Annotated in this window: 12 protein-coding genes; all 12 read left to right on the top strand. The window is 66.4% G+C overall.

Annotation, left to right across the window (positions count from 1 at the left end):
• Positions 1–14: 14 nt before the first annotated feature.
• The 12 genes from QN152_02175 (at position 15) to QN152_02120 (ending at position 13,441) form a co-directional block, all read left to right on the top strand.
• Positions 15–1,970 (top strand): alkaline phosphatase family protein, encoded by a 1,956-nt coding sequence (locus QN152_02175; protein ID MDR7538327.1) that lies wholly within the window; start codon positions 15–17, stop codon positions 1,968–1,970.
• 44 nt (positions 1,971–2,014) lie between these two features.
• The gene (locus tag QN152_02170) at positions 2,015–2,773 is read left to right on the top strand and encodes an ABC transporter ATP-binding protein (protein ID MDR7538326.1); all 759 of its coding nucleotides are present in this window, start codon (positions 2,015–2,017) and stop codon (positions 2,771–2,773) included.
• Positions 2,749–3,516 (top strand): ABC transporter permease, encoded by a 768-nt coding sequence (locus QN152_02165; GenBank protein ID MDR7538325.1) that lies wholly within the window; start codon positions 2,749–2,751, stop codon positions 3,514–3,516. The genes QN152_02170 and QN152_02165 overlap by 25 nt, the downstream gene beginning before the upstream one ends.
• A 233-nt stretch (positions 3,517–3,749) precedes the next feature.
• Positions 3,750–4,454: a GntR family transcriptional regulator gene (locus QN152_02160; GenBank protein MDR7538324.1), complete on the top strand. Its 705-nt coding sequence runs from the start codon at positions 3,750–3,752 to the stop codon at positions 4,452–4,454.
• A gap of 205 nt (positions 4,455–4,659) precedes the next feature.
• The gene (locus QN152_02155) at positions 4,660–5,385 is read left to right on the top strand and encodes a GntR family transcriptional regulator (protein MDR7538323.1); all 726 of its coding nucleotides are present in this window, start codon (positions 4,660–4,662) and stop codon (positions 5,383–5,385) included.
• Between the two features lie 16 nt (positions 5,386–5,401).
• Positions 5,402–6,805 carry an aldehyde dehydrogenase family protein gene (locus QN152_02150; protein MDR7538322.1) on the top strand — a complete coding sequence of 468 codons (1,404 nt, stop codon included), beginning with the start codon at positions 5,402–5,404 and terminating at the stop codon, positions 6,803–6,805.
• 23 nt (positions 6,806–6,828) lie between these two features.
• On the top strand, positions 6,829–7,890 hold the full coding sequence (locus tag QN152_02145; GenBank protein ID MDR7538321.1) for a succinylglutamate desuccinylase/aspartoacylase family protein: 1,062 nt from the start codon (positions 6,829–6,831) through the stop codon (positions 7,888–7,890).
• Positions 7,891–7,910: 20 nt separating this feature from the next.
• A complete protein-coding gene (locus QN152_02140; GenBank protein MDR7538320.1) occupies positions 7,911–9,467 on the top strand; it encodes an ABC transporter substrate-binding protein in 1,557 nt (518 codons plus the stop codon).
• 16 nt (positions 9,468–9,483) lie between these two features.
• Positions 9,484–10,440, top strand: coding sequence for an ABC transporter permease (locus QN152_02135; protein MDR7538319.1), 957 nt, complete (start codon positions 9,484–9,486; stop codon positions 10,438–10,440).
• Between the two features lie 4 nt (positions 10,441–10,444).
• Positions 10,445–11,341, top strand: coding sequence for an ABC transporter permease (locus QN152_02130; GenBank protein ID MDR7538318.1), 897 nt, complete (start codon positions 10,445–10,447; stop codon positions 11,339–11,341).
• A 38-nt stretch (positions 11,342–11,379) separates the two neighbouring features.
• On the top strand, positions 11,380–12,405 hold the full coding sequence (locus QN152_02125; protein ID MDR7538317.1) for an LLM class flavin-dependent oxidoreductase: 1,026 nt from the start codon (positions 11,380–11,382) through the stop codon (positions 12,403–12,405).
• A 7-nt stretch (positions 12,406–12,412) separates the two neighbouring features.
• The gene (locus QN152_02120; GenBank protein ID MDR7538316.1) at positions 12,413–13,441 is read left to right on the top strand and encodes a TIGR03560 family F420-dependent LLM class oxidoreductase; all 1,029 of its coding nucleotides are present in this window, start codon (positions 12,413–12,415) and stop codon (positions 13,439–13,441) included.

The following is a 13,441-nucleotide window of genomic DNA, read 5'->3' as shown; positions in this document are numbered from 1 at the left end:
GCGCGAGGCGCGTGATGCCTTCGGCTGGTGCCCATCGCCTGGTGGTGGTCGGGATCGACGGGGGCATGCTGTCGCTGGCCGAGCGCTTCATGCGCGTCGGCCGGATGCCTCACCTGAGCAGCCTAGCCGCCAGGGGGGTGCTCACCGAGGCCCTGCCCTCGATCCCCGTAGACACCCCTACCAACTGGACGACCATCATGACAGGCGCGGAGCCATCCACCCACGGGATTTACAGCTTCACGGCGCACATCGCAGGCGAGCCCATCCAGCAGGGGCAGAACGATCCCTCCCGCAACAAGCGGTCGTCGTTCAGCAAGGCTGAGTTCTTCTGGAACACGCTGGAGGCGGCAGGCCGGCGCGTGGCCGTCGTCAACTATCCCACCGGCTGGCCGTCCACGCTGCGACAGGGGGCGGTCATCGGAGGCCTCACCCCGGGTGGCGATCTGTGGCGCGTCGCCAAGCCGGTAGTGTATGCCACCGGGTACCCCGCGGTGACCGCCTCCGACCTCCCGGCGCTGCAGATAGCCTGGAAACCCCTGGCCCTGCAGCCAGCAAGGGCGTGGAGCGGCGTCCCGGCAGGTGGTACCCGGCCGCCTCTCCAGGGCCAGCTTGAGCTGGGGGCTGTGTCCGCCCCAGTCCGGCTGCCATTCCTCCTGGTGGACTCCCACGGGGCCGGCTATGACCGGCTGATTCTGGCGGAGCGAGACTCGGACCGCCCGCTGGCCGTGGTGCAGTGCGGGCAGTGGTCTCCCTGGATCGAGCAGAAAGTGGGCGAGACGCGGGGGGTCTTCAGGCTGAAGCTGGTACACCTCTCTCCGGACGGGCATCAGGCGGAGATCTACGTTACCGACATCTTCAAGGTGGAGGGCTGGGCATATCCCCCGGGTCTGGAGGCTGAGATCGTGCGGCAGGTCGGTCCCTACCTGGAGGGGCTCGAGTGCCCCTATGTCCCGGTGGATCTCAACGTGCGGCCGTATGGGCCGGTGAACATCTCGCCATCCCTGATGCTGGAGCACGCCCGCATGCAGGCCGAGTGGATGGTCAGGCTGGCTGCTCACCTGCGCGTCGCGCACGAGTCCGAGGCACTGATCCTGCACTATCACTACCTGGACGCTCTGAATCACACGTATCTGGGGTATCTGTCCGATCGGTTGCCGGCGACCACGGCCCGGCGCACGGCAGAGGCCTGGGAACTCTACGCGGAGTCCTACGCGGTGGTCGATGAGCTCATCGGAGGCGTCGTTGAGGCCATGGACGACCAGGGGACGCTGGTGGTGGTTACCTCCGACCACGCCGCCCTGCCATGCTGGAAGTATGTGGCCATCACCCGCGCGCTGCTCCAGGCGGGGCTGATGGCGTTCCGCTGGGATGCCTCCACCGGCCGCTACCTCCTGGACCCGGCGCAGACCAGGGTGGTGCCGTATCTGGATCCGCAGCACATCTGGGTGAACCTCCAGGGCCGCGAACCGGATGGGACCGTGCCGCCGAATCGCTATGAGCAGGTACGGGAGGCCGCCGTCCAGGCGCTGCTGGCCATCCGCGATCCCGAGACGGGAGAATGCCCGCTGGAACTGGTGGCACGGAGGGAGGAACTGGGGCTGGCGGGCGGGGCCCAGGAGCGCATCGGCGACGTGGTGTTCTTCCTTCGCCCAGGGTACACCACCTGGGACGGCACGCTGGAGTCCCTCCGCTTTCACGCCATCAGCCCGGAGCGCATGCCGCAGCCGCTGGTGACGCCGTCGCTGGAGGTGGTGGGGCATCACACGCCATATCTGCCCACGGCGAGGCTGGACGCCTTCACCAACAGCGCCATGACCGTCCTGGCGGGGCCTGGCGTGCGCGCGGGGCACCGCCGGTCTACCCCCATCCGGCTGATCGACCTCGCTCCGACCATTGCGCACCTGCTGGGCGTGCCTGCGCCCCGCGACGCGCAGGGGACGGTGCTCTCGGACATCCTAGAGCCAGTGTGAGCACGGTCTCCCCTGACGCAGCACTCACCCTCCAGGATCTGTCCATGACCTTCCGGGCCCGCGGCCGCGAGGAGCGCGTTCTGGAGCGCATCTCCCTGGTCATCCGTCGGGGCGAGATCTTCATCCTCCTGGGCCCCAGTGGCTGCGGAAAGTCCACGCTGCTGCGGCTGATCGCCGGGTTCTTCACCCCCACAAGTGGAGAGATCCTCTCGTCGGGCGTTCCCGTGCGCACTCCCGGCCGGGACCGGGGGATGGTCTTCCAGTCTGTGGACGCTCCGCTGTTCGACTGGCTCACTGTGCAGGAGAACGTGGAGTTCGGTCTGCGCATGTCCGGCCGGTCGCTGCCGGAGCGGCGGGCGCATGCCCGGCGCCTCATAGCCACCGTGGGCCTGACCGGGCATGAGCAGAAGTACCCGCGCGAGCTCTCCGGGGGGATGAAGCAGCGGGTGCAGATCGCGCGGGCCCTGGCCGTGGATCCGGCCGTCCTCCTGATGGACGAGCCCTTCGCCGCCCTGGACGCGCAGACTCGCAAGATCATGCAGCGGGAGATCGTACGCATCTGGCGCGAGGTGGGCAAGACCATCGTCTATGTCACTCACGACATCCGGGAGGCGCTGCTCCTTGGCCAGCGTGTGGCCGTGATGACAGCCGGCCCCTCGGCCCGCATTAAGGTCATCTACGAGGTGAACCTCCCCTATCCGCGGGACGAGACGGGGGGCGAATTCGCCGCCCTTTACCGGCAGATCGAGCGAGACATAGAGGAGGAGGTTATGGCGGCGTGGTCGCGCGGAGCCATGGGCTGATCTCCGCCCTGGCGGTGGTGGCGTTCGTCGCACTGTGGCACTGGGCCTCGACTACACTCATCGATCCCTTCTTCCTGCCCGCCCCACCGAAGATCCTGGCGGGCGCCGTAGAGCTCGCCCGGCGGGGTACCCTCCTGCCCGCGGTGGGCGCGAGCCTGGCGCGCGTGTTCACCGGCTGGCTGCTGGGAAGTCTCATCGCCATTCCCGTCGGGCTGGTGGTGGGAACCTCCCGGGTGGCCAAGAGCATCGTTGACCCCTTCCTGCACTTCTTCCGCTTCATCCCGGCCATCGCCCTGATCACCCTGTTCATGGTCTGGTTCGGCGTGGGAGAGCTCTCGCGCATCCTCCTCATCATCTACGCCACCGGCTTCATCGTCATGATCAATACAGCCACCGGGGTGGGGGCGGTGGAGGAGGAGAAGCTCTACGCCGCCCGCAGCCTGGGAGCCACGGGCTGGCAGACGTTCATCCATGTGACCATTCCGGCCGCCGTCCCGTACATCTACGTGGGCATGCGCCTGGCCATGGCCTCGTCCTTCCTGGTAATCATAGCCGCGGAGATGCTGGCCGCACACACGGGGTTGGGCAACCTGATCTGGACTTCGCGGCTGTTCTTCCGCATCGACTGGATGTTTGCGGGGATCGTCCTGCTGGGCCTGCTGGGCTTCCTCACCGACCGGCTGTGGCGGACGGTGGGCAACCGGCTGCTGGGCAGGTACGTCCGCGAGGTCGGGCGGTACTGAGCCTGGCGGGCCGGTATGGTCACCCTGGCCATCTCCCGGGGGCGCCCATCCCGCTCCGGCCGACCCTGTGATCTGCAGCCTGGCCTCGCTCTCGCCTGAAGGCCTGCGCCGGCTCATCGTTGGGCGGAAACGTCCCCTTCGGCTGCGGGGAGGGCAGAGCGAGCAGGAGGTTGCAGTGTGGTATACTTTTGTCCGCTGTTGTATATTTCTGAGGGAGGTAAAGACAGGGACGCATGGCTTCCGAAGTCGATCAGCTGGCCAGGCTGAAGAAACTCTACGAGCGGGACGGCCTTCGTGGGGAGGTTGTTTACCGCACCCTGCGGGATGCCATCGTCCGTGGTGTCCTGCCGGAGGGATACCGCCTGCAGGATCGGGTCCTCGCCAATGCGCTGCAGGTGAGCCGCACACCCGTGCGCGAGGCGATGCAGCGGCTAGAGAGCGAAGGGTTCGTGGAGACCACCGCGCGGCAGGGCGTGGTTGTGTCCAGCATTACCGCCCAGGATGTGGAGGATATCTATGTCATCCGCATCGCCCTGGAAGGTGTTGCCGCCCGCCTGGCTGCGCAGCGCGCGTCTTCGGCAGAGATTGAGTTGCTGGCCCGTTTGAACGACCAGTTCGCTGCGGCGGTGCGGCGGCGGGACCTGCAGGCAATTACCTCTCTAAACAGGGAGTTTCACGGCGCTCTATATCAGGCTACGCGCAACCGACGACTTGCCGCACTGCTGAACACCCTTCATGATTCCGTGCAGCGGTTCCGACGATCCACCCTTTCTGTCCCCGAGCGGGCGGAGGCCTCGGTGGCGGAGCACGAGGAGCTGATCCAGGCGATTCGCGCGCGAGACGCCGACCGGGCGGAGGCCCTGGCCAGGGCCCACAAGGAGAGGGCCAAGCTCGTTCGACTGGCCATCTATCAGCAGCCCGTCGCCTCGAAGCGGTAGGGGTTCGCCCAGCCCGTTAATGTCTTCCCCGGCGCTGGAGGGCCTCGGGCGATCCCGCCGCCCCGCGTTACGTGTCCATCCACAGTGGCGTTGACATTGGTAGACAAAGTAGTATTCTTGTATACCAAGGGATTCCCTCTCGGTTGGGCTTGCCCGGCGAGGGGGAGAGCCATGCGATGGCGGGCAGTGTGCCACCCGGAATGCCGTGACACAACTCGCCCAGCTGACCCAGTTGAAGAAACTCTTCGAGCGCGGCGGTCTGCGCGGAGAGGTCATCTACCGCACTCTGCGCGAAGCCATCGTCCGCAGCATCCTCCCCGAGGGCTATCGCCTGCAGGACCGTACCCTGGCCGCCACGCTGGGTGTCAGCCGCACTCCCGTGCGTCAGGCCATGCAGCGCCTGGAGGCGGAGGGGTTTCTGGAGGGCGTGCCCCGTCTGGGAGCGGTTGTGGCCAGCATCACGCCCCAGGACGTCGAGGACATCTACGCCATCCGCATCGCCCAGGAAGGGGTGGCTGCGCAACTTGCCGCGCAGCGCGCCTCGCCGGGAGAGCTAGAGTTGCTACAGCACCTCAACGACCAGATCGCCGAAGCCACGCGGCAGGGCGATCATCAGCACCTCAGCCATCTGAACCAGGAATTCCATGAGGCCATCTACCGAGCCGCCCGCAACACCCGCCTGGGAGACTTGCTCAAGCGCCTGCAGTACTCCATCCAACGGTTCGAGTACTCCACGCTCTCAAGTCCGGAACGGGCGCAGCAGGCCCTGCAAGAGCACCGGGATCTGCTGGCGGCCATTGTGGCGCGGGACGCCGAGGGGGCAGAGGCGGCAGCGCGGCGTCACAAGGAGAATGCCATGCGGACGCGTCTGAAGATGCACGGCCCGAGGACGGGCCCGGGAGGCAGGAGCGGTGGCCGTCACTCCTTCTGAGGCACCCTGCTACCGCATGTTGATCGGCTCCGAGTGGGTCGATGCCGAGGCGACACTCTCCGTCCTGGACAAGTACACAGGAGAGGTGATCGGACGAGTCCCCCAGGCCAGTCGGGAGGATGTCCGGGAAGCCGTGGCTGCGGCCGAGGCAGCCTTTGCGGCACGTCCCCTCTCCCCCCAGGAGCGCTGGCGCATCCTGTATCGGGTCGCCGAGGCCATCGGCCAGCACGAGGAGGAGCTGGCCCGGATGATGATTGCCGAATCAGGTTTCACATGGCGGGACGTCCGCGGAGATATCCGCAGGGCGGTGCAGACCCTGCAGGTCTCAGCAGAGGAGGCGAAGCGGATAGGGGGAGAGGTCGTGCCGATTCAGAGCGCCCCGGGCTTCGAGGGTAGCTTGGCGTTCACCTTGCGCGTACCTCTGGGGGTGGTCTGTGCCATTACCCCGTTCAACAGCCCACTGAACACGGTCTGCCACAAGGTTGCACCTGCTCTGGCCGCGGGGAATACGGTTGTCCTCAAGCCGGCCACACCCACCCCCATCACCGCACTGCGCCTAGCCGAGCTGTTCCTGGAGGCCGGCCTGCCGCCGGGGCACCTCAACGTCGTCACAGGTCGCGGAGGAGAGGTCGGGCGGTGGCTGTGTGAGGATACGCGCATCCGCTTCTATACCTTCACGGGCAGCACGGACGTGGGCCGCGAGATCCAGCGGTTCGTCGGGCTGCGTCGCAGCTGTATGGAGCTGGGGAACATCTCTGCCACCATCGTGTGCGAGGACGGGGACTTGGAGCGAGCGGTGCCGCTGATCGTCAACGGGGCGTTCCGCAAGGCCGGCCAGGTCTGTACCTCGGTGCAACGTATCCTGGCCCAGGGGGCGATTTACGCCTCTCTGGTGGAGGCCCTGCGCTTCGCCACCGAGCGGCTGAAGGTTGGGGATCCCCGGGATCCCCACACCGATGTGGGACCCATGATCGACGAGCAGAAGGCCGTCCAGGCCGAGCAGCGCGTGCAGGAGGCGGTGGCCCGAGGAGCCACGGTGGTCGTTGGTGGGACACGCCAGGGGCCCGTACTGTACCCGACCATCCTAGTAGATGTTCCTGACGATGCCGCGGTGGTCTGCGAGGAGATCTTCGCTCCGGTGGTCTCTGTCCGCGCCTACGACAGCTTGGACGAGGCGCTGCGCCTGGTCAACGCGGGCCCGTACGGTCTTCAGGCCGGGATCTTCACCCGTGACCTGGGCAAGGCGTTGCGTGCGGCACGGGAGCTGCGAGTCGGCGGCGTGATCGTGAACGGGACCAGCAGCACCCGCGCCGACCTGATGCCGTATGGAGGGACAAAGGACAGCGGCTTCGGTCGGGAAGGGCCACGCTACGCCATTGAGGAGATGAGCGAAACACGGATCGTCCTCTTCTACCAGTAGATCCACGCCGGAAGGAGGCAGCCATGAACGCACAGGACGTCACCCCCTCGGAGTTCAAGAGCCAATCGTTTCGCCCCGGCACCGTTTCCCGTTATCTGGTGCACGTGGGCGAGCTGGCGAGCGGGTCTCGCCTCGGCATCCCGGTGGGTGTCATCGCGGGGAGACGCCAGGGGCCTACGGTGCTGGTGATGGCCGGCCAGCACGGCGAAGAGCCTGCGGGGATGGCGGCCGTGGCGGCGCTACTTCGGGAGCTGACGCCCGACGTGGTGAGGGGCACGGTGATCGCTGTGCCGGTCGTCAACCCTCCCGCCTGGGCCTTCCGCTCGCGACACTTCCCGCTGGACGCGCCCAACCCGGGGGATGTGGCCGGCATGGCCAGCGGGGACGCCGCTGGCATCATGAGCGCCCGGGTGGTGGCCGCGATGACCGAGGCGATCGCTGCCAATGCGCAGTACGGTCTCGACGTGCATGCGACCCACCTGGACAGCGTCAACTACCCCCGCACTATGGTGACCATCACGGGAGCAGAGCGCGAGGAGGTGCAGAAGCAGCGCCTGGAGATGGGCCGCGCCATCGGCTATGAGATCATCCACCTGTGGAAGCGCCCGGCCCACGGCGGCGTGGATGCCATCCTTAACAAGCGCGGCATACCCACGGTGGCCATAGAAGCCGGCGAGGGCTGGCGGGCCCTGGAGCCCTTCGTCTCCATCCTCCTGCGTGGGATCCGCAACTTCCTGAAGTATGTGGGCGCGCTGGACGGCGAGCCCGAGCTGCCATCGATGCAGGTCGAGGTGACAACGCGCTACGAAGTGACAGCGAATCGGGGAGGCATGTCTTACCTGAAGGTGAAGCCGGGAGACTACGTACGCACCGGTCAGGTCGTCGCGGAGATCCGCGACATGTTTGGCGATGTGCTGGAAGAGCTGCGCTCTCCCTTCAACGGCATTGTTGTGCGGTGCTCGTTGTTGCCCACAGTGGCCACAGGGGCGCGGGTATGCAACGTCTACCAGACTGACCGCGAGGAGTGGACGCGACGCAGTGTGCCCCCGCTGGAGCAGCAAGTTCTGGCCCTGGGTCTGGTCTGAGCGCGGGAAGGGAGGAGGCCATGAGGATCGCCCTGATTCTGCTCATCAGCTTGCTGACGGCCGCGGGTGCCTTGCCGCTACTCCCGCAGCCGCTATCCGCGCAACAGGACACGCGGCCGGCCATTCGTGCTCGGCTGCAGTTCGCGCGCGCTGGCGGCGTGTACGATCCCGCGCGCTGGCGGTACACATCGGATTGGTTCGTCTACCCGAACCTCTTCAACTGGCTTGTGCGTTGGAAGCCGGGACCGGACCCCAAGGAGCTCGAGGCGGATCTGGCCGAGAAATGGACCGTTTCACCAGACGGCCTAGTCTACACATTCCAGCTCCGTCGCGGCGTCCAGTTTCATAAGGGGCTCGGGGAGTTGACGGCTGAGGATGTGGTCTTCTCCTACCAGCGCCAGATAAGCGATCCTCAGCTTACGTTCTATAAGGCCCTGCAGAACATCAAGAGCGTAGAAGCCGTGGATCGGTACACCGTGCGGATCACACTAAAGGAACGGGACGCGCCATTCATGTGGACAGTGGTCTCCTACCGGCCGGGTCTGATCGTTTCGAAGAAGGCCGTGGAACAGCTTGCGGGCGCCTTCGCCAAGGGCCCTGTGGGGACAGGCCCCTTTGAGTTGGTGGAGCTGACGGCAGCCGGAGAGGTAGTAGTGAGGGCGCATGACGGGTACTTCCGGGGGAAGCCAGCCGTGCGACAGATCACCTTCGTGCACGTAGGGGACGAGAACACGGCAGCGGCCGCCTTGCGGCGGGGCGACCTGCAGATCATCCAGACGCGGGGAAATCCCGAGGTGGTCCGTCTGCTGCGCCAGGACCCAAACATCAAGACAGCCCGCGTGATTGAGCGCTACAATCTGTTTCAGGTGCAGTTCGGACCCGACTTCAAGCCGGCCCAGGATGTCCGGGTGCGCCGTGCGCTGGCCCACGCCATTGACCGCCGTGCCATCGCGGCCGCGCTTCCGGACCTGGACGAGATGGCCATGGTCATGCGTCCTCCGGAGCTCTTCGGCGGGAGCTCGGATGTTCCCACGTATCCCTACGATCCGAGCCGCGCACGGCAGCTTCTGCGGGAAGCTGGCTACCCGAGCGGGTTCCCCATCACCTTCATGATCCAGAAGCGCGAGCCGGAGACCACGGTCGCAGAGATCCTAGCGGCGCAGTGGCAGGCAGTGGGCTTGCAGGTCAAACTCGATGTGCTAGACGCCACCACCGCCTTCGACCGCCGTGACCAGGGGAAATTCGACATCACCATCTCCGCCACATCCCGTCCAGGCGACCCGCACCTCTTCTTCTGGGACGTCTTCCACTCCGATGCGGTACCGCCGTATGGTTCCAATTTCTTCCACTATAAGGACAGCGATGTTGACGCCCTGATCGACGCCGGCCGGATTACGATCAACGAGACGCACCGCGCGCAGATTTACCGCGCGCTGCAGCGAAAGCTGATGACGGATCTGCCCATTATCCCTCTCTTCTACCGGCACCTGGAGATGGCCTGGCGATCTCCGGTCCAATCCCTGACCCCGGGGGCTTTCAATATGTTCTGGGGCGAGACGATCAAGATCGGAAGGTAAGGCCGAGGGCTCGGCAGTGGCGGGATACGTCATCCGGAGATTGCTGGCGGCGGCGGTGCAGGCGTGTGTCGTGCTTGTCATTACCTTCACGCTGGTCCGCCTGACCCCCGGTGATCCGGTTACTGCCTACCTCTCGCGGGTCCAGAGCGAAGCATCGGTGTCCCCGGAGCACATTGCGCTGATCCGCCGGCAGCTCGGCTTGGACCGGCCGGTGGTGGTCCAGTTCTGGCTGTATGCGAGGCGCGTGCTGCGGGGAGACCTGGGCATCTCCTACACCCAGAGCGAGCCGGTGCTGCGCATCGTCTTCAGTCAGCTTCCCTATACCGTCCAGCTTGCGCTGGCCGCGCTGCTTATCGAGGTTGCGGTGGGCCTTCCCCTGGGCGTCGTGGCGGCGACGCGGCGCGGAACCGCACTGGACTACCTGGCCACCACCGCGGCCACGGCAGCGTACAGCCTGCCGCGCTTTTGGATCGGCATGGTCCTCATCCTGGTCTTCGCCGTCAGGTTTGGGATGTTCCCGGTGATCGGCGTGGGCGCCGAGGGCGACTTAGTTGACATTGTTCACCACCTGGTCCTGCCCGCAGTGGCCCTGGGCCTCGCCGGCGCTGCCTACATCGCCCGCATGACGCGTAGCGCCATGCTCGAAGTGCTGGGCGAAGACTACGTGCGCACCGCCCGGGCCAAGGGGGTGGCGGAGGCTATCGTCCTGAGGCATCACGCCCTGCGTAATGCCCTAATCCCGGTGGTGACCGTCATAGGCGTCTCCCTGGGGCGGGCCCTGGGCGGGTCGGCCATCATCGAGACCCTCTTCGGCAGGGTGGGCATCGGCAGCCTCCTGGTGGAGGCCATCACGCAGCGGGACTACGCCCTGGTCCAGGGGGCGATCCTGATCTTCGCCCTCGGGGTCTTTTTGGTGAACCTGGGGATCGACATAGCCTACGCCTGGCTCAATCCCCGGATTCGGTACACGTAGGCGGATGAGCGTCGACCTGGCGCGAACGGGCTCTGCCTCGGCCTCCCCAGCGTGGATGCCGCTGCGGCGGCGGTCCGCAATCTTCAGGCTGCTGCATCACCGCAGCTTTCTCTTCGGCGTGGTCATCCTCACGTGGCTGGCCGCTGTGCTCGTCCTGGGTCCCGCTATGGCTCCGGTCAATCCTCTAGCCATCGATCCCATCAACCGCCTCCAGCCCCCCAGCAGAGCGCACTGGTTCGGTACCGACCATTTGGGCCGGGACATCTTCAGCCGCGTTCTCTACGGGGCGCGGTACTCCATGGCCGTGGCCGTGGGAGCCATCCTCGCCGGAGGCTTCATTGGCTGGTTCGTCGGATCGTTCGGCGGCTACGCGACCGGTCGACCCGCCATCGTCCTGGGCGGGCTGATAGACATCTTCCTGGCCTTCCCCATGGAGCTCATTGCCCTGGCCATGGTAAGTATCACAGGAGCCGGCCTGCAGAATGTAATCCTGGCCATCTCCCTGTCCATCTGGCCGCGCATTGCCCGCGTGGTCCGCGGCGAGGTGCTGCGCCTGCGCGAGCTGGAGTTTGTAGAGGCGGCGCGAGCGCTGGGTGCCCAGACCGTCCGCATCATGCTTCGTCACATCCTGCCCAACGTGCTGGCCCCGATGATTGTGGCGCTGACCTTCTACGTGGGATCGGCGGTTCTGGTGGAAGCGGCCCTGAGCTTCCTCGGGCTGGGCGTTCCCCCACCCATCCCCACCTGGGGCAACATCGCCAGCGACGCGCGGAAGTACCTGGTGACTTCTCCCTGGGGGATGCTCTTCAGCGGGATCGCTGTGGGGCTCACGGTGCTCAGCCTCAACCTGCTGGGGGATGGATTGCGCGACTACTTCGATCCTCGCCTCCGCGGCCGCTGACTGCGAGGCGGGGGCAACTGGCAGAGGAGGAGCTGATAGTGGAGTTCGGTATTCGCCTCCCTCATTCCGGGCCACTGGCTTCCCCCGACACCCTGCGCACGGTTGCCCGCCGCGCGGAGGAGCTGGGGTACGCTGCGCTGCTGACGCACGACCATGTCAACTGGGGGCTCGACGACCGGTATCACTTCTACTTCGGAGGTCTGGAGCTGGCTGACGCCCATCCTCGCCCCACGGCCTTCTACGACGCCTTCACCACCATGGCCTACCTGGCGGGAATGACGACGCGCATCCGGTTTGTCTCCTCGGCCATTGTCCTGGCCTGGCGGCACCCGCTAATGGTGGCCAGGCTGGCGCTGACCCTGCACCACCTCAGCGGCGGGCGCTTCGTCCTGGGAGTATGCGTGGGGAACGTACCCCGCGATTTTGAGGTTCTGGGCGTGGACTGGGAGCGCCGTGCTGAGCTGGCGGAGGAGCACCTGGAGGTGCTGGCGCGCGCTCTGCGCCAGCCAGGTCTCCTTTCCCACCAGGGTTGCGCCCTGCGGTTTACGGATGCGGAGCTGGAACCAAAAGCGCCCGATCTGCCCATCTGGTACGGGGGCACGGCGCCGCAGGGCCTGGCCCGGGCGGCCCGCTACTGCGAAGGGCTCATCGTCGGGGGTCCCCCCGATCAACTCCGCACCCTGCGGGACCGCGTCCTCGCTCTGCGTCAGCAGTACGGCAGAGAGCATACCCCCTTTACGATGGCGGCGCTGGCCATGATCAGCATCGCCCCCGATCCTGCCACAGCTGAGGCGACGGCGGCCAGGACGTTAGAGGAACGGGAGCGAGCGGCATGGCTGCGAAAGCAGCGCCGCCGCTACAGTGAACGTGACTCGGCGCTGGTGGGGACCCCTGCCATGATCATGCAGCGGCTGCGTGAGTATCAGACCGCCGGCGTGGACTTCATGGGCTTAGGCTTCGTCGGCCCGTCCTGCGACGCTGTGCTGGAGCGGATTGCGCTGTTTGCAGAGGAAGTGCTGCCGCAGCTGCGCTGCCGCGTCCCCTCCCAGGGGGCGCGTCAGTGAGGAGGGGGTGACCGCGGGCATGACGGGCCTGCCCTTACGGTTTGGTGTGATGCTCCCCATGTGGGACTACCACGTATACGACGAGGTGTCGTTCGACCAGATTCTGGCCCTTGCCCTCGAGGCCGAGCGGCTGGGGTACGACTACGTCTCGGTCGACGACCACCTGCAGCGTGGCGAAGATGGGCGCGTCTTCGAGTCCCTCTCCACCCTGGCGGCCCTCGCCGCCCGGACACAGCGCGTGCGGCTTCTCACGACTGTCCTGTGCACGATGTACAGGCCGCCGTCTTTGCTGGCGAAGATGGCCGCTACCATCGATACGCTTTCGCAGGGACGGCTGGAGCTGGGTCTGGGAGCCGGGTGGAAAGAGGAGGAGGCGCGGGCCTACGGGATTCCCTGGGACGGCGTGAAGGGCCGCCTGGACCGGTTGGAGGAAGCCTGTCAGGTCATCCTGGCGCTGTGGACGCAGGACGAGGCCACCTTCTCGGGTCGGTACTTCCGCCTGGAACGCGCTATCTGCAATCCGCCCCCGGTACAGCGCCCCCATCCGCCGCTTTGGATCGGCGGCGGCGGCGAGAAGCGGACGCTGCGCATCGCAGCTCGGTTTGCCGATGGGGTGAATTTCGGTGGGCCAGGGATCGGTGGAGGGCCACAGGAGGGTCTGGTCTACTTTGCTCACAAGCGAGACGTTCTTTTCGCCCACTGCCATGCTCTGGGGCGTGACCCGCGGGAGATCCGACTCTCCTGCGGGGTCAACGCCATGCTCTGGGGGCGATCGCGGGAGGTGGTGGAGGGACGTTTCCACCGCCTGGCCGCTGAGCGCAGCCTGTCCGCGCCGGAGCGGGAGCGGCTCTTCAGCAGCCTGCGCTCGGCGCTATCTACACCCGCCGCGGCGCGCGTGCAGGTAGAGCGTTACGTGGAGGAAGGAGCGACGTACATCACCGTAGGTCGGCCCACGCTGGAAGGGCTGCAGGAGTTCGCCAGCGAGGTCATCTCTTACTTCCGAGGGACGACAGCCCTCCTGAAGCGAGAGGGGTGA

The organism is Armatimonadota bacterium, from assembly GCA_031459715.1.
Taxonomy (GTDB): domain Bacteria; phylum Sysuimicrobiota; class Sysuimicrobiia; order Sysuimicrobiales; family Humicultoraceae; genus Humicultor; species Humicultor tengchongensis.
Note: the sequence above shows the minus strand (reverse complement) of the source record. Positions and strands in the feature narration are given on the sequence as shown.